Consider the following 26,690-nt stretch of genomic DNA (forward strand, 5'->3'; position numbering starts at 1 on the left):
CACTTTCAAGCTTGTCATTTGTTCTGCTAACAAGGCGAATTGACGCGTCGATTCAACGCAGTGAGCAGGGCAAAGGACTGTTTGAAAGGCATTTATTATCCCGATCTCAGGTTACTTAGGCTATCATTGGCTGATGAAATGATGTGCGCTTATAAATGTACGGTATAAGTGCGAAACACGAAATATTGTCAAGAAACACAACTTGCAATAAACAATAAGAGTAGGTGGCTAGTGGTAAACAAGTTTGAAAATAAGATGTTTCAGTTTATCAAAACACAAATGCAGCAAGATTTGGCACATGATATTAACCATGTGTGCCGAGTGGTTAAAACAGCAAAAACGCTCGCGTTAAATGAAGATGCCCAAAGTGAGATTGTTATCCCTGCTGCCTATTTACACGATTGTTTTTCGTTTGGTAAACACCATAAAGACAGAGCTAAAAGTGCTTATTATGCAGCCAATAAGGCCATCGAATTTTTAACCAGTATTGAGTATCCACAGCAGTATTTTGAGGCGATTCATCATGCTATTGAGGCTCACAGCTACAGCGCAAATATTCAGCCTATGAGCCTTGAGGCTAAAATAGTGCAAGATGCTGACAGGTTAGATGCATTAGGCGCAATTGGTATCGCAAGATGTTTACAGGTGAGTACACATTTAGGGGCTAGTTTATATTGCAGCGACGACCCTTGGTGTCAGTCTCGAGTGCCTGATGATCGTCGATTTGCGATTGATCATTTTAAAACAAAGCTATTAACCTTAGCAGACACTATGCACACCCATTCAGCCAAGCGTGAAGCCCATAAAAGGACACTATTTATGCAGCAATATTTAGCGCAATTAGAGGCCGAACTGTAATACCTTTGTGGGTTAACGCTATTTCAAAGGGGACAAACATTACGCCACAGCGGTGTTGTCATCAACACCGCCGGACACATTCTCAATACTGCCTAGGGTCTGTTGATCTTTCAAGGTTATTTTTGCAGCGAGTTGTTGGCCATTACTCATATACAAGTGCGCGGCAGAGACTTTGAGGTGTAGTTATTCTACATAAAAAGTCGATAACGCAGTAAAAATGACCAACAAACGCTGCCCACAGGGTTCGGCTAAAAACGTTTTACTCTTTGTTGAATAGATTTTGCTTAGGTGGCTAGGCTTCAATCCATTCGCCTCGATTAAAACGTTTTTAACTCGAACAAAATTCAACCAGCAAAGATCAACAGACCCTAGTTATGCGGCTCAGTTTAAGCCATTATCCAGCGGTTATGTGTTTTGGCTGATTTATCATTACTTGGGTAATTGGCTTAATAAGGGCAAAATTTTGCTCACTTTATCAAAGCTCTCCTGATATTCCGACCCAACATCAGAATCTGCAACAATACCGCCTCCGGCCCAGCAGTACATGACATTATGTTGTGTCACTAATGTGCGAATGGTAATACTTGTGTCCATGTGACCATTTTGGCTGACATAACCTATGCTGCCACAATAGAGGTTCCGTCTTGACGGTTCTAGCTCTTCAATAATTTGCATAGCACGTATTTTAGGTGCCCCAGTAATAGAACCACCAGGAAATGCTGCCTGCAACAAGGTAAATGCATTTTGGTCTGTTGCCAAGGTCGCGGTAATTGTGCTCACTAGGTGATGCACCGCGGGAAAGCTTTCTATGGCAAATAATGAGGGAACCTTAACGCTGCCTGGGGCGGCTACTTTGCCGATATCGTTGCGTAACAGATCGACTATCATCACGTTTTCTGCGCGATCTTTTTCTGATGCCTGCAAGGTACTCGCAGCAAGTTGGTCTAATTCGACATTGGTACTGCGCGCCATGGTGCCTTTAATTGGCTTAGTTTCGATATGATTGTGATGTAAACGAATAAATCGCTCAGGTGAAATTGATAACACACAATGTTCGGGTAAACGAATAAATGCAGAAAAAGGCGCTTTGTTTGCTGATGCTAGCGCACAGTAAGCTTGCCATTCGTCTCCCTCATAGTGCGCTTCAAATCGCTGGGTTAAATTGATTTGATAACAATCACCGCTAAGTAAATAGTCTTGTACCTGAGTAAATTTTTGTTGGTATTCTTGTTGTGTTAATTGATTTTGCCAGGCCGTTGTTAATTTAAACGGGTGTTTTTGGGGTTGACTTGGTGTGTGGTTTTTAAGTTTAGATTGAATATTTTTTAATTCAATATCTAGGGCTGATTTCCCACAGTAATGATAAGCATACCAGCGGTTTTCTTTATAGCTGTAGACTAGGCAGAAATCATAAAAACCAATATTCATTTCATTAAGATGAATATCTTTGTTGGCAATAATCGGCAGTGTTTCGCTCCTGCGGCCTAAATCATATCCCCAAGCACCGATGGCACCGACACTAAATGGATGCTCACTGGCTTGTTGAGTTGGATATAACACTTGATGAACATAAGCTAATGTGGCTAAGGGCGACAGTTCTGTTGGCAGTACTAAATTTAGCCCAGCGATTTCGCTGTTCATCGGGGTAAACTCACATTTACCCTCATCGCTTGTTAATGTGGCAATGGGATTGATGGCAATAATGTCAAATGTCGCATCTGTGTGCGGTGCACGACTTGAGTCCAGCAACATGGCCCAGGGCTTATCGCAAAATAATGCAAATAATTGCTTAGTTTCAATTTGCCAATCTAATTTTTGCTTATAAAGTGCATTTTTTGCCCGCACAAACATCGATGACCCTTATCTAAAAATGTGATGTAGCCCAAAAAGGATGGAAAGAGTATCATATTGGTCTAAATAGTTAACCACAGTTTGCTGAGTGTGTAAGTTTATCGTATTGAGTATGATGATTAACTCGATAATGACTCACAACTCTGTGATTAAAGATAATAATGTTAGGCCGCAATGGCTGCTGGAGCGCCCACTATGTCGAGCAATACCCCTACAAATAATGCCAACTCACCTGTTGTGATTAAACAGGCTGATTTTATTGAAAGTATCGCAGATTCACTGCAATACATTTCTTACTATCATCCAAAAGACTTTGTTGATGCGATGTACAATGCATATCAACGTGAACAAAGTGTTGCGGCTAAAGATGCGATTGCGCAAATTTTAATTAACTCGCGCATGTCTGCAGAAGGCAAGCGTCCTCTTTGCCAAGACACGGGTATTGTGACCACATTTGTAAAGATTGGTATGTCGGTTCAGTGGGACAAAACTGATATGACAGTTCAGGAAATGGTTGATGAGGGTGTTCGTCGTGCTTACACCAATCCAGATAATCCGCTGCGTGCGTCAATTGTGGCAGACCCCGCTGGCACGCGTAAAAATACCAAAGATAATACCCCGTCAGTGGTTCATATCGACATGGTGCCTGGTAACCAAGTTGAAGTGATGATTGCGGCTAAGGGCGGCGGATCAGAAAACAAATCTAAAATGGCAATGTTAAACCCATCGGATGATATTGCAGCATGGGTTGAGAAAACCTTACCAACCATGGGTGCGGGCTGGTGTCCACCGGGTATGCTTGGTATAGGCATTGGCGGTACGGCAGAAAAAGCTGCAGTAATGGCCAAAGAGTCGTTAATGGACCCGATTGATATTCATGAGTTGATGGCTCGTGGTGCACAAACCACGGAAGAAAAGTTACGTCTCGATATTTTTGAGCGCGCTAATAACCTAGGCATAGGTGCACAAGGTCTAGGTGGTTTAACCACAGTGCTAGACATCAAAATTAAATCAGCACCAACTCATGCCGCCTCCAAGCCTGTCGTGATGATCCCTAATTGCGCGGCCACTCGCCATGTGCATTTTCATTTAGATGGTTCAGGCCCAGTAGATTTGGTACCACCATCGTTATCTGACTGGCCAGAAATAACGCGCGAAGCAGGCGAAAACACACACCGTGTTAACTTAGATAACATTACCCAAGCTGAAATCGAAACCTGGAAGAGCGGCGACACCTTATTGCTTAATGGTAAAATGTTAACCGGTCGTGATGCTGCTCATAAGCGGATTCAATCATTACTAGATTCTGGTGAAGGTTTACCCGAAGGCGTCGACTTTAGCGGTAAGTTTATTTACTACGTTGGCCCTGTTGATCCAGTACGTGAAGAAGTGGTTGGCCCAGCAGGCCCGACAACGGCAACCCGTATGGATAAATTTACCGACATGATGTTAGATAAAACCGGTCTAATGGGCATGATTGGTAAATCTGAACGTGGCCCAGAAACCGTCGCCTCAATTAAAAAACACAAAGCCGTGTATTTAATGGCTGTGGGCGGTGCGGCTTATCTAGTGTCTAAAGCCATCAAAAAAGCCCATGTTGTGGCATTTGAAGACTTAGGTATGGAAGCCATTTACGAATTTGAAGTTCAAGATATGCCGGTAACCGTTGCTGTTGATTCTAACGGCGTTAATGCCCACGAGACTGGCCCAGCAATATGGAAAGTCAATATTGCCAATAGCAAGGCCAAATAAATAAGTCACTCGAAATAGCATTGATAGCCAGGTTAAACCACACGATGTCAATGTGATAAGACGCTCAGGTTTACAGCTTTTTACAAAAGGCCTGTTGCCTGAGCGTTTTGCTTTAGTTAGTCTGCAATACATATTGATATGTTGCCCTTAATCACGCGCAACATTATTTTATTTACAACAACTGAGACTCTATAACAATGAAAAAGTCCTCTGTATTATTTGCACTGGTTGCCGCCGGAATGGCAACGTCAGCGCTGGCTGCTCAGCCAACCCCATTTAATGTACAGCAACTCGTTAATTTAAATAAAGTGCATTCAGCCGCCGTGTCAAATGATGGCAAACATCTTGTGTATGGCGTTAAAGTTGTTGATGAAAAAGGCGAAGCCAGTTCAGATCTGTACTTGCTCGATTTAACCAATAAAAATGCCAAGCCAAAACAATTAACCGCAGCAGCGGGCACTGAGCATGATGTGAGTTTTTCTGCTGACGGCCAATCAATCTACTTTTTAGCAAGTCGTTCGGGTAGCAGTCAGCTGTATCAGTTAGCGCTTAATGGTGGCGAAGCCATTGCAGTAACCGACTTACCATTAGATGTGAATGGTTATAAATTGTCCCAAGATGGCAAGCAAGTTGTCATGACAATGCGCGTGTTCCCAGAGTGCAAAGACTTAGCCTGTTCTAAAGACAAATTTACTGCCATTGATGAAAGCAAAACCTCAGGTCGTGAATACAAGCAATTAATGGTGCGTCACTGGGACACATGGGAAGACCATGCGCGTAATCACTTATTTGTGGCACAATTAAACGGTAAAAAAATTACTGAACCGACCAACGTCACCGCTAACCGCGACACAGAAACCCCACCAAAGCCGTTTTCGGGTATGGAAGAGGTGACCTTTACGCCAGACGGTAAATACGTGGTGTATAGCGCTAAAGCACCAAGTCGCGATCAAGCCTGGACCACTAACTACGATTTATGGCAAGTGTCTGTTACTGGTGGCGAAACGGTAAACTTAACTGAGGCGAATACCGCGTGGGACTCGCAACCCACATTTTCGGCAGATGGTCGTTATTTAGCGTATTTAGCCATGACCAAACCAGGCTATGAAGCTGACCGTTACCGCATCATGTTACGCGACAACGTCACCGGCCAAGAAAAAGAAGTCGCTCCACTGTGGGATCGTAGCCCAAGTTCACTGACATTCAGTGCCGATGGACGTACTTTGTACGTGACCGCACAAGATGTTGGCCAGGTGACTATTTTTGAAGTGAACACTCAATTTGGTGATGTACGACCTATTTATAATCAAGGAAGCAACAGTTTAATCGCTGTCACTAATAACAAACTGATTTTCCAAAAATCATCCCTTGTTGAACCAGGCGATTTATACAGTGTTACGGCAGAAGGCGAGCAACTCACTAAACTCACCGACGTCAACAAAGATAAACTGGCTAATATCCAGTTTGGTGAGTATGAGCAGTTCAACTTTAAAGGCTGGAATGACGAAACCGTTCATGGTTACTGGATTAAGCCTGCTAACTATGAAGAAGGTAAAAAATACCCGATTGCCTATTTAGTACATGGTGGCCCGCAAGGGTCATTTGGTAACAGCTTTAGTGGTCGCTGGAATGCTCAACTATGGGCGGGTGCTGGCTATGGTGTCGTGATGGTCGATTTTCATGGTTCTACGGGGTATGGTCAGGCATTTACCGACTCTATCGGTAAAGACTGGGGCGGTAAGCCATTAGAAGATCTTAAAAAAGGCATGGCCGCTGTGACGGCACAACAACCTTGGTTAGACGCCAATAACGCGTGTGCCTTAGGCGGCTCATACGGTGGTTACATGATGAACTGGATCCAGGGGCAATGGAACGATGGTTTCAAGTGTCTTGTTAACCATGCAGGCCTGTTTGACATGCGTTCAATGTACTACGTAACAGAAGAGCTGTGGTTCCCAGAGTATGAATTTGGTGGCTCGTACGACAAAAACAAAGAGCTGTTTGAAAAGTTTAACCCAGTTAACTATGTGGAAAACTGGAAAACACCCATGTTAGTTATTCATGGTGAAAAAGACTATCGTGTTCCGTATGGGCAAGGTTTAGCGGCTTACACTTACATGCAGCGTAATGGCATTCCATCAGAGCTGTTAGTGTTCCCTGACGAAAATCATTGGATTTTAAATCAAGACAACCTACAACAATGGTACAAAAATGTGTTGGGTTGGATGGACCGCTGGACTGCAAAATAGTCATTCAATGATCTAACGTTGGCCGTGAATACGGTATAACGCTATGTGTTAATCTATAAGAGATGTCATCGATGTGACATCTCTTTTTTTATGGGCAGTACCAATACCAACCCGCATGAGAATGTGCTCTTTTAACTAAAGTGATCCGTGAGGTAGTCGAGGCTGCCTTTTGAGGGCATAGTGCATTGGGTTTAAAGTGCGCTAGGTTAAAGTGCGCTAGGTCAAGCAAGGCTTACAAAAATAAAACGCTGAAAAATTTGCTCTTCGACGTTGTGTCACAAACCCCATTACGGCTCAAATAACGTTAATGTAGATGACTACACCTACAGTAACTTTCGGATCGAGTGATGCAGCCTAAAAGAGATCTCATTCAATAAGGATTGGTTTAAAAACCTGAGGATATGTATTTAGAAGGCGTCCAGCTTTTTTTGATAAAGACGTGGCTATACAGTGATGGTTTTTCCCTATCAAATAACAATCATGCACAACAAGCACAACAAGCGCAACAGGGGGATGTCTTGGTCGCGAGTGTCACAGGGCGTATTTGCGTGACATGCTTTCAAACAGAGCCACTATCTTGGTGCATTTGTGTAAACCTTGTTCACCTTCACTGAGTCATTCGTTAGTGACGCGTCTTTTTAAGCTCCCTTGGGGAAATGGTGCAAGTTAATATTTTTCATCATGGTTGTTTTGTATTCAATGCGTGGGATTGTTTTTTTAATACAGTTGCAAGCAAGTATACAAGCATCTAGCGGGTGTTTTGGCGACAAAATCGACGCAATTGAAGCTGTATAGGAGTAAAAACTCTGCAAAATGACTGAAAATGAAATAAAATTACTTAAATGCAGGCTCTGTAAAACACACGCAGACAGCTTATCAATATTTATTCGTTGACTCGCATTAGATTTTATAAGGCAAATAACGGCCAGAATAACAAAAAAACTCATTATGTAAATGAGATTGTATCGGCTACATTAGCGCGCTTAACATCGAGCTTCAAATCAGGTCATATCAAGAGGGTTTAATCAGTGGATTTTATGCTTTATATCAAGTTCTTTTTAGGGCTACTAGCGATTATCAATCCGGTAGGGTTATTGCCTGTGTTTGTCAGTTTAACCAGCCATCAAACTGAAGCAGAACGTCAACACACCAATCGGGTGGCAAACTTCGCTGTGGTAGTGATTTTGCTGGTGACTATGATAGCCGGGCAGCATATTTTGAGTATGTTTAGCATTTCATTATCTGCATTTCGTATTGCTGGCGGCAGTTTGATTTGCATTATTGCCATGTCGATGTTGCAAGGTAAAATCAGTGAAGTTAAACGCAACCAAGAAGAAGATCGCGAATCTTCAGCTATGGAGTCGGTGGCGGTTGTTCCACTTGCATTACCGTTAATGGCAGGGCCAGGGGCCATCAGTTCAGTGATTGTGTTTGCCGCTGAGCATAACCAAATGATCAATTTTATTGGTATGTTTTTAACGATTCTAACCTTAGGTATTGTCAGTTGGGCATTATTTAGAATGGCACCCGTTTTGTTCAAGTTTTTAGGCAAAACCGGGATTAACGTAATCACTCGTTTAATGGGACTGTTAATGCTGTCATTAGGCATAGAAGTGATTTCTGCGGGTGTCAAAGGCTTATTTCCAACATTAATTGGGTAGATTTTACCAAAATTGTTGAGCATTTGTGCAAACGCTTGAACCTAGGGTGAATTCGCTTGACCCGCTTTCTGCATTTGCGTAAAGTACCGCACGATTAACACTCACAGTTGTTAGTGTTGCTATAAAACTAGCAAGGTGAGTCGCTCTACTAGAGGTAATACAGTCAATGTTGTCTTCTGTGTTGTAGAGTAAACGTAACGAATATCTGGATTTAAGTATAAGCGTACTTAAACCGACCAAATTGGTGAGCTGGCTGAGTGGCTGAAGGCGCACGCCTGGAAAGTGTGTTTAGGTTAATCCCTAACGAGAGTTCGAATCTCTCGCTCACCGCCAAATATGAAAAAAGACGTCCTTGGGCGTCTTTTTTCATTTCCGAACGGTTATTTATAAGCGTTTTTCACTTGAGCCTTGAGTGAATGCTATACTGACGCTACGCTATTTTTGTCTTATTATTGAGAACTCATTTCATGCCATTTTCTTCACTTGGACTTCGCGACACTATTGTCAAAGCTTTAGCTGAAGTGGGTTATAGCAACCCAACCCCCATTCAACAACAAACGATCCCGGTGATTTTACAAGGTAAAAACTTGCTTGCCGCCGCACAAACCGGTACCGGTAAAACCGCCAGTTTTGTGTTGCCGCTATTAGAACGTTTGGCCGACACTCAAACTGAGCGAAAAAAACGAATTCGTGCGCTTATTTTAACGCCTACTCGTGAACTTGCCGTGCAGGTGCAAAGCAACATTGTTGCCTATGCAAAGTATGTCGGTGTGTCATCATTTGTGATTTATGGCGGTGTAGATGACAAGCCTCAAAAACAGGCGTTAATTGATGGTGTTGACATTTTAGTCGCCACGCCAGGTCGTTTACTCGATTTATACACCCAGCGTGCCGTGCACTTTGACGAGCTTGACGTATTAGTGCTTGATGAAGCTGACCGCATGTTAGACATGGGCTTTATTGAAGACATCAATAAAATTATCGATAAGCTCCCATCTGAGCGTCAAAGCTTGTTGTTTTCAGCAACGTTATCTAATCAAGTCCGTGCCTTGGCAAAAACTGCCATTCACCACCCGGTTGAAATTTCGCTGATTGCCGATAAAAGTTCAGCGCCAAAGATTTCGCAATGGTTAACCACAGTCGACAAAGACAAAAAATCGGCGTTATTAAGCCATTTGATCAACAGCCAAGCTTGGGATCAAGCGCTTATTTTTATTGAAACCAAACAAGGCGCTGCCAAGTTAGTCAGTCAGCTTGAAAAACGCGACATTGAGGCAGAATGCATTCACAGCGGCCGAAGCCAGCCTGTACGTGAACAAATTCTAGCGGATTTTAAATCGGGTAAGATTAAGTATCTTGTGGCAACAGGCATCGCGTCTCGTGGTATCGATATTGACGATTTATCACGCGTGATAAACTACGATTTACCTTATCCTGCAGATGATTACATTCATCGCATTGGGCGTACTGGGCGGGCAGGTGCTGTGGGTGAGGCGATATCGTTTGTTTCTAAAGATGATTTTAAAAACCTGTGCATGATTGAAAGCCGATTAGGCCATTTGCTCGAACGTAAAGTGATTGAAGGCTTTGAGCCGAAAAAGCCAGTACCTGAGTCAATTCTCAATCATGTCCCGAAAAGCCGTCAAAATAAACCTAAAACTCAGGATGAAAGACCGACCTTAAGTTTGGGTAAGTCTAAAGGCGACAACTCAGATTATAGAAAAGCCAAAACCCAAAAAGCGCCAGTTAAAAAAGGGCCCAAGCCTAATCCTTGGAACCTGTAACGCTTTGACGATGACTTAAGCGTGCTCATGCGCTTAAGTCATGGCGGTTTCTTGTCAAGTTCACAGTCTTCAGCACGCTTGTGACCATGTTACTCTCACTCTTGTCTGTACCAGTCGTCGTTTAATTTACATGAGCGCAAATGATACCAATTAGCGCAAAAACGAGTTCATGCTTACAGATTATGTTGTTAGAAATAGTGAAGATATAACAACGAGCTCACTGCAATTACTGCCTTAATTCTAACCAATTTTCCTGCGCAATCTCTGATCACTTACTAACGGCCGATGGTATAATACCAATTCCACTAACTATCTGATCACTCAGCGGGAATTCTGTGCCTTCTAGGCAAGTAATAGTATTGTAGGCATAGTTGCTCTACGTCAAAATGCTATTAAGCAGCGTAGAGGGCACAGAAACCCGCCTTGCAGGAGAGACTCAGACTGTCCATTTCTTTGTTGCATTGCCTTAAAAGGGAATAACCATTATTTCAACAATGCGCCTCAAACTGAACAATCTGAGTCGCTCTGATTGACCACATAATTAGTGGAATCGGTATAAGTATTAATTTGTGTCACAAAAGGTGTCTAGTGGCTGCAAAAAATCAGCGGGCATGCTTAACTATGTTCATAGTCATACCACTAGAAAACAAGAACGATAAATTTAGGGAAATAAAATGAACAAAGCATTATTGCCTGTGGCCATCTCTTTAGCGCTAGCAAGTTTGCTAGGCTGTAGTGACAATCAAACGAGTGTTGCAACTGAACATACCGCAGCGGCAAAAGAGCTGGCTAAACCACTGGCTGAAGAAAAACTCAACTTTGGTGAATATTCACAGCAATTTATTGATGAATTATGGCAGTTGTCGCCCACCTGGGCACTTTACAGTGGCAAACACGTTAACGATGGCTATTTAGAGATCCCAAATAAGCAAAGCCGTGACAACACCCTGGCTTTTGTCGATAAACAACAAACGGCTTTAGCACAATTTGACCCGTTGACACTCAGCCCAAATCAACAGATTGACTATAAACTCTTGGCTAACCTCGTAGAGTCAATGAAGTGGGATGTACAACGCTTTAAAAGTTGGCAATGGGATCCGTCTAACTACAATGTGTCTGGTGGCTTTGCGCAAATCATCAACGAAGACTTTGCCCCACTGGATGAGCGCTTAACGTCAGTGATTGCCCGCCTTGAAAATGTACCTGCCTATTATGAGGCTGCTAGGGCAAACATCAGCGATCCAACCTTAGAGCACACCCAATTAGCCATTATGCAAAACAAAGGGGCTTTTTCGGTATTATCTGACGCGCTCGTCAAGCAAGTTGCCAACTCAGGCTTAACGGCAGAACAAAAAACATTATTTACCACGCGCTTTGAGGCTGCAACTGCTGCAATCACTCAACATATTGAGTGGTTAACTGAGTTAGAGGCAAAGCTAACTAAAGACGGTGCGCGAGATTTCCGGATTGGTGAAACTTTATATGAGGAAAAGTTTGCCTTTGATATTCAGTCGGGGATGACGGCTAAACAACTCTACGACAAGGCGATTGCTGATAAAAATCAGATCCAGCAAGAAATGGCCAAAATCACCAGTCAAATTTGGTCAAAATACATCGACACCGAACAGCCTACTGACGATAAAGTGGCTATTCGCCAGTTAATTGATGTGTTATCAGCTAAGCATGTTAAGCGCGAAGATTTTGTTGATGAAGTGCGTAAACAGATCCCTGAGTTGATTAAATTTGTTAACGACAAACAGCTAGTGACGCTTGATCCTAACAAACCGCTAATTGTGCGTGAAACCCCAGAATACATGCGCGGGTTTGCGGGAGCTTCTATCAGTGCACCAGGGCCTTATGATCAAGGCGGTAACACCTATTATAACGTGTCGCCATTAGATGGCATGAGCGAAGAGTCAGCCGAAAGTTATTTACGTGAGTACAATCACTGGATTTTACAAGTGCTGAATATTCATGAGGCTATTCCAGGTCATTACACACAGCTTGTGTACTCAAATCAATCACCCAGTTTAGTGAAAAGCTTGTTTGGTAATGGTGCTATGGTAGAAGGTTGGGCCGTGTATACCGAGCGGATGATGCTTGAGGAAGGCTACGGAGCATTTGAGCCCGAAATGTGGTTAATGTACTACAAATGGAACCTTCGTGTGATTTGTAACACGATTGTCGATTACAGTATTCAGGTTAATGGCATGGGTGAACAAGAGGTGATAAACCTTCTTGAAAATGAAGCCTTCCAGCAACGTGCTGAAGCCGAGGGGAAATGGCGCCGTGCCACATTAAGTCAAGTGCAGCTCACTAGCTATTACGCGGGCTACCGTGAAATTTATGATTTTCGTGAGCAACAAAAAGCGAAGTTAGGTGCTGATTTCAGTTTAAAACAATTCCATGAGACATTTTTAAGCTATGGCAGTGCGCCAGTGAAGTTTATTAAACAATTAATGACCGAAAAATAGTGTTTAATTGACGCTAATTAAAAAATGGCCTGAAAATTCAGGCCATTTTTATATCCTAAATGTGCCAGATAACGCAATTTATGTGTGAGCATCATAGTCAGACGCAAACCGTTGTGATAATCTAAATGGTAATCGTTATCATTAAGCGGGTTTGCTATGAAACATATTCTCATAATTGATTTACACGCTCAGGCAGATGAATTATTTCACCAATTGACAGCGCAAGGTTATTACGTTCATAAGGTTAATAACGCTTTTGATGCTCTGGTCAAAATGGAAACGTTAACGCTAGAAGCAATTTTACTGGATTTTGCTGTACCCAAAATGGATTCATTTTGGTTGTTAGTCGCCAGACAAACTTCGACGCCTGTTATCGTCATTGCCGATGTGAACAATGAACTTGAGCGTATCAATGCGCTTGAGTTAGGTGCGGATGATTATTTAAGTCACCCTATTAATGTCCGTGAGTTACAACTTCGGCTTAATGTGCTTAAACGGCGCTCACAGGGATCGGTAAACGATGATATGCGTCAGCATGTTAGTTTTGATGATGCTAATTACACAGTGAACTTAATTGATAAGTCGCTTGTGTTAACTCAAACTGAATATCGATTATTTAAATATTTGTTTGAGCATCAAGGTGAAGTGGTTACAAAAGCCGAATTACAACAACGGGTGTTGCATAAAAAGTTAGGTCGTTTTGACCGTAATCTTGATATGCATATTAGTAATACCCGGCGTAAACTTGCAAAAGGTAACCTCCCCAGAGATTTGATTAACACTGTACGTGGCCAAGGCTATAGCTTTAGCTTTTAAAGGTTCACACTAATAGCCGTATTTGATAAGCTATGGCGCATAAATCGGGCATTAACGACCCAATAAAAAGCGTAGCAAATTAAAGGAATTTCCAATGCGGATCAGTGCAAACTTTGACGGTGGCAACATTAATGTCATCAATACCGATAAACACGATGACATCCAACTCGCTATACGTCCAGATTTTGGGGATGAATTTTACCAGTGGTTTAATTTTCGTTTAGAAGGCGAGGTTGGCCAAACGTACACCTTAAATATTGTTAACGCAGGTTCTGCATCATACCCAAAAGGTTGGGAAGATTATCAAGCGGTAGCCAGTTACGACCGTCAAACTTGGTTTAGACTGCCAACCCAATACAACAATGGCGTGCTTAGCATTCAAGCTGAACTCGATTGTGATGCAATACAAATTGCTTACTTTGCACCATACAGTTATGAACGTCATTTAGATCTTATCAGCGAAGTTCAACTTCACCCAGCCGTTAGCTTAGAGCACCTTGGTTTAACATTAGATGGCCGTGACATGACCCTGTTAAAAATAGGTGACGGCAACCCAGACAAAAAAAATATCTGGATTACTGCACGTCAGCATCCCGGCGAAACCATGGCCGAATGGCTAGTTGAAGGGTTATTAAATCGATTACTAGATAGCGATTGCCCAACATCTAAAGCATTGTTAGACAAAGCTAATTTTTATGTTGTTCCTAACATGAATCCCGATGGCAGTGTGCGTGGTCATCTTCGTACCAATGCTGTTGGCACCAACCTTAACCGCGAATGGCAGTCGCCAAGTTTAGAAAAAAGCCCAGAAGTGTATTATGTAGTGAACAAAATGCAGCAAACTGGCGTAGATCTGTTTTACGATGTGCATGGTGATGAGGGTTTACCTTATGTGTTTTTAGCCGGTTGTGAAGGTGTGCCAAATTACAATGATAAAATGGCGGCATTACAACAACAGTTTGTGAGCGCATTAACCCTTGCCAGTGCCGATTTTCAAACCGAGTTTGGTTACGACAAAGACGAGCCTGGGCAAGCCAATTTAACGGTGGGATCTAACTGGGTTGCAAATACTTTTTCCTGTTTGTCTAACACCCTGGAAATGCCGTTTAAAGATAACGCAAACCTAGCGGATCCTTTTGTTGGTTGGTCACCAGAGCGCAGTATTTACCTAGGTGAAGCTTCGTTAATTGCCATGCTAGCGGTGGTAGATAGTTTATAGTGTTAGTCAATCTCAGTAGGAAGATTACAAGATGGCGTTAGTTGCGTGCCCTAAGTGTCAGAAACGAATTTCTAGCCAGGCTAAGCAATGTCAGCATTGCAATACAGATTTATCTGGCAATACACAGTCTTTGTCTGTCATTAGCCATATAGAGCGTTCAAACAGTTTAATGAATCAAAGCTTTATTTATTTAACCTTGTTTATCGCTGGTGTTGTGGTGTGGTTTTGGGGTGGTGAGCCTGCCCAAGGTTTAACCCTATACCTTGCTGTCGCCAGCTTTGTAACGGGTTTTACAGGTTATTTGATCACTCGTATAAGAATTGTGTTACATAAACGGAAATCAGTATGAACGATATCAATAAAGTCATTGATGAAATGCCAGATGAAGTCTATCAACGCTTATTGTCTGCCACTGAACTTGGCAAATGGGATGATGGTACTGTGTTAACCGAGCAACAACGTGAGTCTACCTTGCAGGTTGTCATGTTGTATCAAGCACGAAAGCTAAATCAAACCGATCACTTTACCATCGCCTCTGGCGGTACGATTAACGAGTTGTCAAAGTCAGAATTAAAGAAACAGTTTAAAGGCGAAGCGATTGCTGAGTTTAAAGAAGCTGATTTATAGTTTTGAATGAAATTATTTAATTAAAAAACGCGAGCCATAATGCTCGCGTTTTTATTTTTAAATCAAATAAAATCAGATGGTTATTTTGTTAGCTTTCGGTTAGTTCACCTTGAAGGTTTTGCTGCATACGTTGTTTTATTTGATTTGGTGTCAAACCAATTGATAGTAAATAGTGCAGTTTTGCCAATGCTGCTTCAATGGTCATGTCTGAACCACTGATCACCCCAGCTTGTGCTAATGCATTGCCAGTAGCATAACCGCCCATATTCACCTTACCCTGAAAACATTGTGTTAAGTTGACCAACACGATGCCACGCTCATCAGCTTGTTTTAGTGTCTCTAACAAATTGTTATCTTGTGGGGCATTGCCTACTCCAAAAGTCAGCATGATCAGGGCTTTTACTGGCTGTTGCAAAATGTTCATAAAAATTTCAGTCGAAATACCAGGGTATAAGGTCACGACACCTACAGGTTGCGGGCTAATTGTTACCACTTCAAGTGCCTGAGCTGTTGGTGCAGTGATTTTGCCCGCTTTTACATTTATCTTGATACCTGCTTCTAACAAAATAGGAAAATTAGGTGAAGCGAATGCATCAAAACCATCGGCATGTGCTTTGGTTGAGCGGTTACCTCGGAATAATTTATTATTAAAAAACAAGCACACTTCAGCAACAGGGTAGTTAGCGGCAATGTATAGCGAGTTAAGTAGGTTAGTTTGTCCGTCTGAACGCAATTGTGCTAAAGGAATTTGCGAGCCGGTGACAATCACTGGTTTCGATAGACCTTGTAACATAAATGACAGCGCTGATGCGGTATACGCCATGGTGTCGGTGCCATGCAATATGACAAAACCATCATATTTGTCGTAGTTAGCATGGATGTCATTGGCAATCATTTGCCAATCAGGTGGTGCCATGTTCGACGAGTCGATGAGTGGACAGTATTCATGAATCACAAAATGAGGCATTTCATCATGATAAAACTCAGGCATTGATTGAACACAATCTGTTAAAAAACCGGCCACGGGTACAAAACCATTTGCGGTTTTTTGCATGCCGATAGTACCACCAGTATAAGCAACGTAAATTGAGCGTTTTGTCATGAAATTGGACTCAGATAAAGCAATCATTGAAGATATCGTAAATTATACGAGTTTATTTAACGATTCCCAATAAAAAAGCCTGCAAAGCAGGCTTTATTTGAATAATCTTCATCTAACGTACCTTAGATATAATACCTAAGGTACTTAGCAACAATTAATAACTACATTGTTCACAATATAAGTAAGCGTTATTAGGGTCGTCAAATTTTGAAAACTCCTCATAAACTCCTGCCCATTGTGCAACCATTTTTTCAACCAAGCTGGTTTTCGCAAAACTGTCTGGTAAATATGACGCAGTCGCACCAAGCAATTGCTGCATTAATTGCTGTTCGGCAGATAACTCTTGCTCAATTAGCTTAACATCAAATTTATCCATTTGTGCCAATTCAGCCGCTTTAGATAACGCAGTTTCCATGTCACCTAATTCGTCTACTAACCCTAAGGCGAGGGCACGTTTACCTGTCCAAACACGGCCTTGTGCAATATTATCAACTTGCTCAAGTGTCATATTGCGCTCTTGCGCCACTAATGAAATAAACTCGTGATAACCACGTTCTATGTGACGCTGAATAACCGCTGCAACTTGTGGGCTTAATTCACGTGCAGGTGACAAGCCTGCCCAGTCTGATGTTGCGACACCATCTGATGTCACTCCAATGTGGCTTAGTGCTTGCTCAAAAGTGGCAAACATACCAAAAATACCAATCGATCCGGTAAGCGTGGTGGGGGTGGCAACAATATAGTCTGCACTTGCTGATATCCAGTAACCACCTGATGCCGCTAAACTGCCCATACTCACAACAACCGGCTTACCCGCGGATTTTAATGCCAGTACTTCTTGTCTGATCTGTTCGGAGGCAAAAGCACTTCCACCAGGGCTGTCTACTCTTAGCACAACCGCTTTAACCTTAGGGTCGAATCGCGCTTTCATTAATAAAGCAGAGGTGCTTTCACCACCGATTTCACCAGCAGGTTGTTTGCCATTAAGGATATTGCCTTTAGCAACAATAACGGCTATCGAATCATTTTCGACAAATTTGGGCTGTGGCGCCGTGAGGGTTCGGTAATCATTAAAGCTAATTTGGCGATAATTTTTACCTTCTTTATCTACACCGACCCGTTTCATCATTGCTAATCGAAATTCATCGGCAGTGACCAGTTCGTCAACCCACTTCATGTTGATGGCCATCTGGGCACTATCGCCATCGGCTTGCTCAAGTTTTTCAAGGTAGGCATCTGCACTTAATACTAATTGATCCGCTGCAATTTTACGGTTTTTGGCGACAGTGGCAGCATAACTTTGCCAAATATCGCTCAATAGGGCTTTACTTGATTCTTTATCTGCTTCAGACATGTCATCGCGGATAAAAGGCTCTACCGCTGATTTAAAGGTGCCAACGCGAAATACATGGGTGGTAACTTTGAGTTTTTCCAGTGCGGCTTTGTAATATAAACGGTAGCGGCTAAGGCCATCGAGTGACACCATGCCTTTGTTGTTTAAATATATTTTGTCGGCAAAACTGGCCAAAAAATATTGGTTTTGATCATAACCATTTGCCATTGCGATGACGGTTTTATTAGCCGCTTTAAATTGAGTTAATGCCTCGCCAATGGCGGTCATTTTACTGATCCCAGCGCTTTGTAAGTTTGCTAAATCGAGGATGATGTTAGTAATGCGCTTATCTTCGGTGGCATTATTAATCGTATACAGAATGTCGGCTAATAATATTTCACCGTTAGGGTCGTTTTCCTGCCCTTGGCTGAGCGCCGCTTCAAATGGGTCAACATAATGCTTTTGATCGACAATGTTGCCAGCTAAATTGAGCACAAGTGCAGATTGATCTTCAACCATAATTTCATCTTCACTGCTAAGCACTGCAACAAATATGATGGCTAAAACACCAAAAAATATAAAATTAATAATCAGCTTGCGAATGGTGTTTACCGTGTTCCACAACAGTAAAAACATCCTTTTTAAAAACGAGGGTTTAGCGGACATTAGCCACTCCTTTATCAGTCTATTGCTGTCATCCTAACTGAAAATCAATAGAAATGTGAAACTCAATTGTAAAGGTTTTTAACAAACGAGCGTTTAAATGATTGAGCAATTCAAATTGTCGTTGTATGCTGGTTTAAATCACTTGTTTAAAAAGGATGTTTGAATGTCGTTTCCACACTTACTAGAACCTTTAGATCTAGGCTTTACACAGCTGAAAAATCGCGTGTTAATGGGCTCAATGCACACAGGCTTAGAAGAAGAAAAAGGCGGATTTGAGAAACTGGCAGCGTTTTATAAAGAACGTGCTCAAGGCGGCGTAGGCTTAATTGTAACGGGGGGGATTGCACCTAATTTACGCGGCCGTTTAGCGCCTAATGCTTGTCAGCTTAGTTTTTCTTGGCAAGTTGGCAAACATAAAATTGTTACCGATGCCGTGCATGAGGGTGGCGGTAAAATTTGTATGCAAATTTTGCATGCTGGCCGTTACAGTTACCATCCATTTAGTTTAGCACCCAGTAAAATCAAATCACCCATTACGCCATTTACTCCATCGGCCATGTCAGGCCGTCAAGTGCGTAGCACCATTAAAGATTATGCCACTAGCGCGGCCTTAGCTAAAAAAGCTGGCTATGACGGCGTAGAGGTCATGGGCTCTGAAGGTTACTTAATTAACCAATTTATCAGCTCTCGCACCAACAAACGCACCGATGAGTGGGGGGGGAGTTTTGACAATCGTGCTCAATTTCCGGTAAAAATTGTTAATGCAATTAGAGAAAAAGTCGGTAAAGACTTTATTATTGTGTTTCGTTTGTCGATGCTTGACCTCGTTGATAATGGGTCAACTTGGGATGAAGTGGTACAGTTGGCTAAATGGTTAGAGCAGGCTGGTGTCAGTATCATCAATACAGGTATAGGTTGGCATGAAGCTCGAGTTCCGACCATTGCAACCAGTGTTCCTCGTGGTGCATTTTCTTGGGTGACAGAAAAACTCAAAAAAGAAGTTAATGTGCCACTTATTGCCACAAACCGGATTAATACGCCTGAAATTGGCGAGTCAATTATCGCCTCAGGCCAAGCAGATATGGTATCAATGGCGCGGCCTTTCCTTGCTGATGCAGAGTTTGTTAATAAAGCTGCGGCCAATACACCTGAGCTAATTAACACCTGTATTGGTTGTAACCAAGCCTGTTTAGACCATACGTTTTCAATGAAACGGGCAACTTGTTTAGTTAACCCTAGAGCTTGTTACGAAACCGAAATCAACTTTACTCCAACAACGAATAAAAAACGCATTGCGGTGATGGGCGCTGGTCCTGCGGGTATGGCATTTTCTGTTTATGCTGCAAGCCGAGGCCATGATGTGGTGCTGTTTGAAGCTAAATCTGAAGTAGGCGGCCAGTTTAATTTGGCCCGTAAAATCCCAGGCAAAGAAGAGTTTAACGAAACCATTCGCTATTTTATCAATCAGATCAAACTGCATAAGGTTGATTTGCGCTTAAACACGAAACTCGATGCTTCAGTGCTTGTCACTGAAAAATTTGATGAAGTGGTGATTTCATCGGGTGTGGTTCCGCGTGCACTGAAGCTCCCTGGGTTTGATAATCCTAAAGTGGTTGATTATCAACAGGTGCTCAATGGTCAGGTTGAGATTGGTCAAACCGTCGCGCTTATTGGTGCCGGTGGTATTGGTTTTGATATGGCACACTTTTTATGTGAGCGTGAATCAACGAGTTTAAACACCGATAAGTGGTTACAGCAATGGGGTATTGATAAATCGTACCAACATGCAGGAGGCTTAACGGAAGAAGTTGAACATCAACCAAGCCGTGAGGTGTATTTGCTGCAACGAAAAACCTCTAAAATGGGTAAAGGCCTAGGTAAAACCACTGGCTGGATCCACCGCAGTGTATTGAAACAGCACGAAGTGAAAATGAAGACAGGCGTGAGTTACGAGAAATTTGATGAGCAAGGTTTGCACATCAAAGTGGGTGAAAAAACTGAAGTACTCGCCGTTGATAACGTTGTCTTATGTGCCGGACAAGAGTCAAACACTACACTGGTCGATGAAATGAAAGCAACAGGATTACCCGTACACCTTATTGGTGGTGTCGATGTTGCCGCAGAGCTTGATGCTAAACGCGCGATCCGTCAAGGTGCTGAGTTGGCCATGGTGATTTAAGCCTAGTTAAGCCGTTAACTAACAAAAAAACCTAGCAATTATTGTTAGGTTTTTTGTTGGTTTGAAAATACCAGTCTTAATATTGTCTATTTTTCACTGTTAAGTGCAGCATCAATGTCTGCAGCGCTGTGACGCTCAGCTAAGCTCACATCACCCCATGATGTATTGACAATTTTGCCACGTTGCACGCCAGGGCGTTGTAAAATGAGATTTGCCCAACGCACAACATTTTTATAACTGGCAACATCCAAAAACTCAGCCGCGCTGTATAAGTTGCCTAATACCAAGTTGCCATACCAGGGCCAAATGGCCATGTCGGCGATGGTGAAGTCGTCACCTGTGATAAAGGTGTTATTCGCCAACTGCTTGTCTAACACATCAAGCTGACGTTTAGCTTCCATCGCAAAGCGATTGATTGGATATTCTTGTTTTTCATCGGCGTAAGCATAAAAGTGTCCAAATCCACCACCAAGAAACGGCGCAGAACCTTGTGCCCAAAATAACCAATTAAAGGTTTGAGTACGTGCAGGACCTGATTTGGGTAAGAAGTGGCCAAATTTTTCGGCCAAATGCACTAAAATAGACGCAGATTCGAACACATTTACGGCGTTATCGCCCGACTTGTCGACCAACGCTGGGATTTTAGAGTTAGGGTTTACAGCAACAAAGCCCGATGAAAACTGGTCAAGCTCGCTAATATTAATTAAGTATGCATCGTATTCGGCTTCTTTGATCCCAAGCGCTAAGAGCTCTTCGAGCATAATCGTTACTTTTTGCCCATTAGGTGTGCCCAGTGAATACAGCTGTAAAGCATGCTCACCAACTGGCAATGTTTTTTCGAACCGTGCGCCAGACACTGGGCTGTTAATGTTGGCCCACTTGTTAGCACTGCTTGGCTCGTTAACCCAAACTTTAGGTGGGACATATTGATTAGTCATATAAGTTCCTTAAATTAAACTCGTGTCGAGTGACAGCTACAGCCTTGCCTAGACCGCGTAATTGTACTGTTGGACAGTAGCGCTATTTCAGTTAGCAAAGCCATAAACCGATGCACATCATCATAAAAAGTGTTTTATTCATTTGCTAGGGCCTGTTGACCTTTCAAGGTTGTTTTTGCAGCGAATTGTTGGCCATTACTCATATACAAGTGCGCGGCAGAGACTTTGAGGTGTAGTTATTCTACATAAAAAGTCGATAACGCAGTAAAAATGACCAACAAACGCTGCCCACAGGGTTCGGCTAAAAACGTTTTACTCTTTGTTGAATAGATTTTGCTTAGGTGGCTAGGCTACAATCCATTCGCCTCGATTAAAACGTTTTTAACTCGAACAAAATTCAACCAGCAAAGATCAACAGGCCCTAGGACATAACTTGCCTAGAAAACTATCATCCACACATTATCAAGATTTTTGCTTAAGTACGTCAGCCAATTCAATTAAATCACTTACAATTAAATCTGGTTGAATATCCCAAGGGTCAAATAGCTTGTTTGCGCCTCGTTTTACCCATACTGCTTGTAAACCCGCAGCTTTTGCGCCAATAACATCCCAAGCATTACTCGACACCATCATGCATGTATTGTTGTCGGTTTGCACTCGCTTCATTAAATAGTGATACACGTCGGGATTGGGTTTATAAGTGTGTAAATCGTCAACACTTATCACTGATTGTAAGTGCGGCATTATTTGCGAATTAGTGAGTAATTTACGCACAGATAATTCTGGGCCATTAGAAAATGCAGCCAAAAAATGCCCTTGTTTGGCTAGTTCGTTAAGCCCGGGGATCACATCTTCAAACGCGCTTAGTTGTGAAAATTTTGCCATTAACGCTTGTTGCTCAGTAGGCGACAAGGTGATTTGGTAGACGTTTAAACAATACTGGAGTGCCTGTTGAGTGCATACGGTAAAGTCTGCATATTGGCGCATTAATGCACGCCTAAAGGCATATTCAACCTTTTTTTCGTGCCATAACTGGCCAAATTCTGTGGCATGATTGCCAATAAGCGTTTCTAAGTGCTGTCCCATGTCGACTGGGTCAACCAGGGTGCCATACACATCAAATCCAATAGAATAGTTCATTTTATTCTCAGTCTTTATTGGGCAAACGTTATCGATTGATATTATGTAAAGACTATAAACCAACTGTAACGATTGTTCAATAATTATTGAGCGTTCATTCAAATATCCTATCAGGGTGATTAACGTCATCATCGTCATTGTAACTTTATCAAATGCTTACAGCAGGTTATCATACTGTAATTGAATTTAATGAGGTAACTAAAAATGCAATGCCCAAGCTGCAACGATCAATTTGCTAGAAGAGCATTAAAAGTGCTGCGTAAAGGTGATAATGGTGTGGAAGCACAATGCCCTAAATGCAATACCTGGTTAATGTTTGAACCTAAAATGGTGCGGGTAAAAAACCTTGGTATGTTGATTTTGTTGGTGTTTAGCGTCACCAATTTTTTTTTGGAGAATAGCGATTACCGCTTAATTTGCTCATTTGCCGCTTTTATTGGTGCATGTATTGCATTATTTGGCGCGTTTAAGGGCAAAATGATTGCCGCTGAACTACAAAATAATAAGGATTGAGAATGAAAACGGTCGTCATCACTGGCGCTAATCGTGGCATAGGTCTCGCGCTCGCAACACAATATGCGCAGCAAAATCATGTTGTTTATGCACTTTGTCGTCAATCTTCAGCCGAGCTTGCTGCGTTAGAAAGTAATGTTAAGGTTATTGAGTGGGTCGATGTAGCACAAGAGGTTGGCATTGAAACCATGATAACGCAGTTACGTGGTGTAAAAATTGACTTGTTAATTTGTAATGCGGGTATTTTACGTGACGAGAGCCTTCATCAGTTAAATGTGGACAGTATAAGACAACAATTTGAAGTTAACGCACTGGCGCCTCTTCGAGTTGTGGCCGTTTTACAAGCACAGTTAGTTAATGGCGCTAAGGTGGCGATGATCACTTCGCGAATGGGATCGATTACTGACAATACCTCTGGTGGTCGATATGGCTATCGAATGTCTAAGGCGGCGTTAAATGCTGCGTCAATGTCGCTTAGCCACGACTTAGCCCCAAGACAAATTGCTGTGGGTATTTATCATCCTGGTTATGTTCAAACTGGCATGGTTAATTATGGTGGCGATATTTCGCCAAATGAGTCGGCGTCTCGATTAGTTGGCTTAATTGATACACTTTCGTTGGAAACTTCGGGGGTATTTAAGCATTCAAATGGACAGGATTTGCCTTGGTAGTTTGCTACGCTATTGCTACAACGCGAGCCGTTTACTCGCGTTGTAGTGATAGATACTTTTTACAGCATTGCGCATAAATAAGTGCCCACAGTGAATGCGTCCAGTGGCTTTTTGATTAAGTCGTTGTTATGTCGCTAATGGTTGTTCCCTTTCAAATCGCAAGAACGTAAAGCAAAAGCAGTTTGGCCATTCCTTTTAAATGCTCGCAAAGAGCTCACTTACTCACGCGCAATGGTATTACTTGAACGATGTGACAAGATGTTAACGGGCAGGGGTTACTCGCTTGCCTCAGACTGTATTTGCCCCACTAATAATACTGGCGCGGCATCAATATCATCGGCGTCCATCATTGAGGCGATACGTTCAACAGCAGATAATAATTGGCTTTGTTCCCATTCTTCAAGATTTTGATAGTGTTTAATAAAGTGTTCTTGTAATGGTTTTGGCGAACCGCTAAGCAATTCATTACCCGCATCACTTAAAGACAGGTGTACTTTGCGCTTGTCGGTTTCACTGCGTGTGCGGATCACTAAATTTCGGCTTTCTAGCCGGTCAATAATGGTGGTCACGGTCGCAGCGCTTAGGTTAATTTCTTGGGCAATTTGTTTTGCTAATGGTGCATCTAACTCATGGATTTTCTTCATCACCATAAGTTGTGGTCCAGTTAACCCAGACTGTTTATTTAATTGGCGTGAGTGAATATCAATCGCTCTGATCACCCGACGCAATGAAATTAATAATTGTTCGTATTTTTCCATAATGTCCTATAGACCACAGAGTTAACTATTTTGTCTGCACCTTAACAGAATTAAGGGCGTGACTCATGGGTAAATGACAAAAAAGCAGAATAACGTATGGTGTTATTCTGCTTATTTAATCTAGTAACTGATTTTACAGATTAAATGTACGTGATACAGACAGCACTGCACGTGTATCACTTAAATCGGTATCCATACTGGTGTCTTCAATTGTAACATTAAAGTCAAACCCTTCCCAACTAGTCATGTATTCAGCGCGGTAGTGGTTATATGACTTGTCGCCATCCCATGACCATTTGTTTTTATTGGTTGATGTTGAGCGGTCAAAACTGACTCGAATGTCATGGCCTTCAGCCACGGTAAATGTATGAGCAACCATGGCAATATAATGGCCTGCGTCTAAACCAAAGTAATCCCATGAATACCAGAAATTAACTTCACTTTGGCCAAGCGACGAGGTGTAGCCAAATTTTGTGTAGAGTTCTGGGTAGTAATACTCATCAGATGCATTGTCACCATGGTATGTGTAATACGCAATACCAGCATCTAGCGACACGCGGTCATTGAGTTCAAGGTATTTACCCGCATAAAAATCAAATTCTAGCCAGGTGTCTTCGCCACTGCCAAAATCAACGTTTGATGCCCATGCACCGACATACCAGCCGTCGTCCATTGCATAATCAAGGCTTGCTTGAAGTGCAGGGTCGTTGTCTGTTTGGCTAACACCGTTAAAGGTGTAGTCCGATGTTAGGTTAACTGTGGTGCTTAAATCACCTGCCATAACTGTGCTTGGTAGGGCAAATAAACCTAACAGTGCGAGTGTCTTTATTTTTGTGTTCATTATCATTCCTTGGGTGTTGTTATTTGTAGTATTAGTCAAGTAGTTCAATTTTTGTAAAATCAATTTTATTGGCTTTAGGTGAACGTTCAATGTCGGCAACTTTACCAAAATGATCTTTTAATATGTAGATGAAACAACTGAGAATAATGGCAATGGCTAACGCGCCAACCCATTGGATCTCTAAAAAGTCTAACTTAAAGAGTAAGGTTAATCCGCTAAGTAACACAACATTACCAATGATATACGCCACTTTACCAAAACGCTCTACGGTGAGGTTTAAATTATCAGTGTATAGTCGCACCAGTGAGTCTAATGAGTTGATAACAAAAGTAATACCAACAATCACCATGGCAAGGTTATAAAAGCCTGATGTGTCAATACCATTAGCGCTGTAGTAATAAAGTACCGTAAACCAAATTGCAATTGGGATAGACGGGAATACCATCATTGCCAGTAACACTTGGTAGGTTTTCATTCCACCGACAAAACGCGCAGTAAATTGACCAATCATGATGCTCCATGCAAACCACCAAAATAGGTAGAATTCATGATAATCATTCATCGGCAGTACAAACTCATGCATATTGGCAAAGTAGCCACCAATTAATGCAAATGTGCTAAAGAATTCACCAACACTTGATTGGTCTGACAAAAATGCTCCACACCACATTAGCGCGATTAATCCAAAGAATAACCAGGTACTGGCTAAACTTAAGTAACGCACATATTTAATACTGGTGCTAGAGTAAACTGCAGCTGCAATCACCATAAACACAATTAAATAGAATGAGCTCACAACCGATTCACCATCACCTAGATTAGGTAAATACCAGGGTAAGTTGCTCAGGAGCAGATACGCGGTAAAAGCACAGGTTCCAATAATCACTAAGTTGTTGATAAATTTAATTACCGGGATTTCAAAATACTTCACCCTAGGCTCAATAACGCAAAAATAAAAGCAGGTTAAAAAGTAAAATGCCCAAATTAAACATGCCCAAAAACCAAACTCAATGGCCAGTGGATTGGTAAAACCGTATTCAGGGCTCGCGGCTAAATCAGCATAACCTGCAAATTCGGTCAGCGGGAACATAATCAGCCCAACATCTAGGCCAGAGGTAAATAGAATCGCAATAAAGGTAAATTTACGTACCGGAGTCACACCAATACATTGCATATTCCCCCAGCGATAAATCACAAATGCGATAGCGATAAACGTGAATAAAATGCCTATTGATAACCAGGTTGTCATTATTTAACT

21 protein-coding genes, 1 tRNA gene and 2 pseudogenes are annotated in these 26,690 nt (G+C 42.1%); 14 read left to right on the forward strand and 10 right to left on the reverse strand.

Annotated features, from left to right (window positions below; translation table 11 throughout):
• The first annotated feature begins 255 nt into the window (after positions 1-255).
• Complete coding sequence (locus tag L2703_RS03925; RefSeq protein WP_248969831.1) at positions 256-858, forward strand: HD domain-containing protein; 603 nt, start codon at positions 256-258, stop codon at positions 856-858.
• A gap of 82 nt (positions 859-940) precedes the next feature.
• Here the strand turns inward: L2703_RS03925 and L2703_RS03930 are convergent.
• Positions 941-1,161 (reverse strand): annotated as a pseudogene (locus tag L2703_RS03930) (hypothetical protein).
• 126 nt (positions 1,162-1,287) lie between these two features.
• Positions 1,288-2,709, reverse strand: a complete 1,422-nt coding sequence (gene pabB, locus L2703_RS03935; protein WP_248969832.1) for an aminodeoxychorismate synthase component I — start codon at positions 2,707-2,709, stop codon at positions 1,288-1,290.
• A 195-nt stretch (positions 2,710-2,904) separates the two neighbouring features.
• Here pabB and L2703_RS03940 point away from each other — a divergent pair, with 195 nt between their 5' ends.
• The 10 genes from L2703_RS03940 to L2703_RS03985 all read left to right on the forward strand — a co-directional run bounded on the left by L2703_RS03940 (position 2,905) and on the right by L2703_RS03985 (position 15,291).
• Complete coding sequence (locus L2703_RS03940) at positions 2,905-4,461, forward strand: fumarate hydratase (RefSeq protein WP_248969833.1); 1,557 nt, start codon at positions 2,905-2,907, stop codon at positions 4,459-4,461.
• A 197-nt stretch (positions 4,462-4,658) separates the two neighbouring features.
• Positions 4,659-6,710: a dipeptidyl-peptidase 5 gene (locus L2703_RS03945; protein WP_248969834.1), complete on the forward strand. Its 2,052-nt coding sequence runs from the start codon at positions 4,659-4,661 to the stop codon at positions 6,708-6,710.
• 1,037 nt (positions 6,711-7,747) lie between these two features.
• Positions 7,748-8,371: a YchE family NAAT transporter gene (locus L2703_RS03950; protein WP_283107797.1), complete on the forward strand. Its 624-nt coding sequence runs from the start codon at positions 7,748-7,750 to the stop codon at positions 8,369-8,371.
• Between the two features lie 243 nt (positions 8,372-8,614).
• A tRNA-Ser gene (locus L2703_RS03955) sits at positions 8,615-8,704 on the forward strand.
• Between the two features lie 134 nt (positions 8,705-8,838).
• Positions 8,839-10,155 (forward strand): DEAD/DEAH box helicase, encoded by a 1,317-nt coding sequence (locus tag L2703_RS03960; protein WP_248969836.1) that lies wholly within the window; start codon positions 8,839-8,841, stop codon positions 10,153-10,155.
• Between the two features lie 674 nt (positions 10,156-10,829).
• Complete coding sequence (locus L2703_RS03965; RefSeq protein ID WP_248969837.1) at positions 10,830-12,629, forward strand: DUF885 domain-containing protein; 1,800 nt, start codon at positions 10,830-10,832, stop codon at positions 12,627-12,629.
• Positions 12,630-12,785: 156 nt separating this feature from the next.
• Positions 12,786-13,445 (forward strand): response regulator transcription factor, encoded by a 660-nt coding sequence (locus tag L2703_RS03970; RefSeq protein ID WP_248969838.1) that lies wholly within the window; start codon positions 12,786-12,788, stop codon positions 13,443-13,445.
• A 94-nt stretch (positions 13,446-13,539) separates the two neighbouring features.
• Positions 13,540-14,664 (forward strand): M14 family metallopeptidase, encoded by a 1,125-nt coding sequence (locus L2703_RS03975; RefSeq protein ID WP_248969839.1) that lies wholly within the window; start codon positions 13,540-13,542, stop codon positions 14,662-14,664.
• Positions 14,665-14,695: 31 nt separating this feature from the next.
• Entirely contained in the window at positions 14,696-15,013 is a 318-nt protein-coding gene (locus L2703_RS03980; protein ID WP_248969840.1) for a zinc ribbon domain-containing protein, read from the forward strand.
• The gene (locus tag L2703_RS03985; protein WP_248969841.1) at positions 15,010-15,291 is read left to right on the forward strand and encodes a YeaC family protein; all 282 of its coding nucleotides are present in this window, start codon (positions 15,010-15,012) and stop codon (positions 15,289-15,291) included. The genes L2703_RS03980 and L2703_RS03985 overlap by 4 nt, the downstream gene beginning before the upstream one ends.
• Positions 15,292-15,379: 88 nt before the next feature.
• On the opposite strand, the gene ansA is transcribed toward L2703_RS03985, so the two are convergent.
• Together ansA and sppA are read right to left on the reverse strand one after the other, a co-directional pair.
• Positions 15,380-16,393, reverse strand: coding sequence for an asparaginase (ansA, locus tag L2703_RS03990; RefSeq protein ID WP_248969842.1), 1,014 nt, complete (start codon positions 16,391-16,393; stop codon positions 15,380-15,382).
• A 154-nt stretch (positions 16,394-16,547) separates the two neighbouring features.
• Positions 16,548-18,392, reverse strand: coding sequence for a signal peptide peptidase SppA (sppA, locus tag L2703_RS03995; protein ID WP_248969843.1), 1,845 nt, complete (start codon positions 18,390-18,392; stop codon positions 16,548-16,550).
• A 163-nt stretch (positions 18,393-18,555) separates the two neighbouring features.
• Between sppA and L2703_RS04000 the strand changes: the two genes are divergently transcribed.
• Positions 18,556-20,571: an oxidoreductase gene (locus L2703_RS04000; protein WP_248969844.1), complete on the forward strand. Its 2,016-nt coding sequence runs from the start codon at positions 18,556-18,558 to the stop codon at positions 20,569-20,571.
• An 86-nt stretch (positions 20,572-20,657) separates the two neighbouring features.
• Here L2703_RS04000 and yghU read toward each other — a convergent pair whose 3' ends face one another.
• The 3 genes and pseudogenes from yghU to L2703_RS04015 all read right to left on the reverse strand — a co-directional run bounded on the left by yghU (position 20,658) and on the right by L2703_RS04015 (position 22,649).
• Complete coding sequence (yghU, locus tag L2703_RS04005; RefSeq protein WP_248969845.1) at positions 20,658-21,509, reverse strand: glutathione-dependent disulfide-bond oxidoreductase; 852 nt, start codon at positions 21,507-21,509, stop codon at positions 20,658-20,660.
• A gap of 138 nt (positions 21,510-21,647) precedes the next feature.
• Positions 21,648-21,841: pseudogene (locus tag L2703_RS04010) on the reverse strand (hypothetical protein).
• A 130-nt stretch (positions 21,842-21,971) separates the two neighbouring features.
• Entirely contained in the window at positions 21,972-22,649 is a 678-nt protein-coding gene (locus tag L2703_RS04015) for a haloacid dehalogenase type II (protein WP_248969846.1), read from the reverse strand.
• A gap of 204 nt (positions 22,650-22,853) precedes the next feature.
• Here L2703_RS04015 and L2703_RS04020 point away from each other — a divergent pair, with 204 nt between their 5' ends.
• Both L2703_RS04020 and L2703_RS04025 read left to right on the forward strand, forming a co-directional pair.
• Complete coding sequence (locus L2703_RS04020; RefSeq protein WP_248969847.1) at positions 22,854-23,162, forward strand: hypothetical protein; 309 nt, start codon at positions 22,854-22,856, stop codon at positions 23,160-23,162.
• Between the two features lie 2 nt (positions 23,163-23,164).
• Positions 23,165-23,833, forward strand: coding sequence for an SDR family oxidoreductase (locus tag L2703_RS04025; RefSeq protein WP_248969848.1), 669 nt, complete (start codon positions 23,165-23,167; stop codon positions 23,831-23,833).
• A 275-nt stretch (positions 23,834-24,108) separates the two neighbouring features.
• Here the strand turns inward: L2703_RS04025 and L2703_RS04030 are convergent, their stop codons facing one another.
• The 3 genes from L2703_RS04030 to L2703_RS04040 all read right to left on the reverse strand — a co-directional run bounded on the left by L2703_RS04030 (position 24,109) and on the right by L2703_RS04040 (position 26,681).
• Entirely contained in the window at positions 24,109-24,591 is a 483-nt protein-coding gene (locus L2703_RS04030) for a MarR family winged helix-turn-helix transcriptional regulator (protein ID WP_248969849.1), read from the reverse strand.
• A 133-nt stretch (positions 24,592-24,724) separates the two neighbouring features.
• Positions 24,725-25,432, reverse strand: a complete 708-nt coding sequence (locus L2703_RS04035) for a TorF family putative porin (protein ID WP_248969850.1) — start codon at positions 25,430-25,432, stop codon at positions 24,725-24,727.
• A gap of 31 nt (positions 25,433-25,463) precedes the next feature.
• Entirely contained in the window at positions 25,464-26,681 is a 1,218-nt protein-coding gene (locus L2703_RS04040) for a BCCT family transporter (RefSeq protein ID WP_248969851.1), read from the reverse strand.
• Positions 26,682-26,690: the final 9 nt, after the last annotated feature.

This window comes from Shewanella basaltis (assembly GCF_023283885.1).
Lineage (GTDB): Bacteria > Pseudomonadota > Gammaproteobacteria > Enterobacterales > Shewanellaceae > Shewanella > Shewanella basaltis.

Bases quoted from the DNA above. Each gene is read 5' to 3' on its own strand.
- L2703_RS03925 (WP_248969831.1), top strand. From the start codon at position 256: ATGTTTCAGTTTATCAAAACACAAATGCAGCAAGATTTGGCACATGAT.
- pabB (WP_248969832.1), bottom strand. From the start codon at position 2,709: ATGTTTGTGCGGGCAAAAAATGCACTTTATAAGCAAAAATTAGATTGG.
- L2703_RS03940 (WP_248969833.1), top strand. From the start codon at position 2,905: ATGTCGAGCAATACCCCTACAAATAATGCCAACTCACCTGTTGTGATT.
- L2703_RS03945 (WP_248969834.1), top strand. From the start codon at position 4,659: ATGAAAAAGTCCTCTGTATTATTTGCACTGGTTGCCGCCGGAATGGCA.
- L2703_RS03950 (WP_283107797.1), top strand. From the start codon at position 7,748: ATGCTTTATATCAAGTTCTTTTTAGGGCTACTAGCGATTATCAATCCG.
- L2703_RS03960 (WP_248969836.1), top strand. From the start codon at position 8,839: ATGCCATTTTCTTCACTTGGACTTCGCGACACTATTGTCAAAGCTTTA.
- L2703_RS03965 (WP_248969837.1), top strand. From the start codon at position 10,830: ATGAACAAAGCATTATTGCCTGTGGCCATCTCTTTAGCGCTAGCAAGT.
- L2703_RS03970 (WP_248969838.1), top strand. From the start codon at position 12,786: ATGAAACATATTCTCATAATTGATTTACACGCTCAGGCAGATGAATTA.
- L2703_RS03975 (WP_248969839.1), top strand. From the start codon at position 13,540: ATGCGGATCAGTGCAAACTTTGACGGTGGCAACATTAATGTCATCAAT.
- L2703_RS03980 (WP_248969840.1), top strand. From the start codon at position 14,696: ATGGCGTTAGTTGCGTGCCCTAAGTGTCAGAAACGAATTTCTAGCCAG.
- L2703_RS03985 (WP_248969841.1), top strand. From the start codon at position 15,010: ATGAACGATATCAATAAAGTCATTGATGAAATGCCAGATGAAGTCTAT.
- ansA (WP_248969842.1), bottom strand. From the start codon at position 16,393: ATGACAAAACGCTCAATTTACGTTGCTTATACTGGTGGTACTATCGGC.
- sppA (WP_248969843.1), bottom strand. From the start codon at position 18,392: ATGTCCGCTAAACCCTCGTTTTTAAAAAGGATGTTTTTACTGTTGTGG.
- L2703_RS04000 (WP_248969844.1), top strand. From the start codon at position 18,556: ATGTCGTTTCCACACTTACTAGAACCTTTAGATCTAGGCTTTACACAG.
- yghU (WP_248969845.1), bottom strand. From the start codon at position 21,509: ATGACTAATCAATATGTCCCACCTAAAGTTTGGGTTAACGAGCCAAGC.
- L2703_RS04015 (WP_248969846.1), bottom strand. From the start codon at position 22,649: ATGAACTATTCTATTGGATTTGATGTGTATGGCACCCTGGTTGACCCA.
- L2703_RS04020 (WP_248969847.1), top strand. From the start codon at position 22,854: ATGCAATGCCCAAGCTGCAACGATCAATTTGCTAGAAGAGCATTAAAA.
- L2703_RS04025 (WP_248969848.1), top strand. From the start codon at position 23,165: ATGAAAACGGTCGTCATCACTGGCGCTAATCGTGGCATAGGTCTCGCG.
- L2703_RS04030 (WP_248969849.1), bottom strand. From the start codon at position 24,591: ATGGAAAAATACGAACAATTATTAATTTCATTGCGTCGGGTGATCAGA.
- L2703_RS04035 (WP_248969850.1), bottom strand. From the start codon at position 25,432: ATGAACACAAAAATAAAGACACTCGCACTGTTAGGTTTATTTGCCCTA.
- L2703_RS04040 (WP_248969851.1), bottom strand. From the start codon at position 26,681: ATGACAACCTGGTTATCAATAGGCATTTTATTCACGTTTATCGCTATC.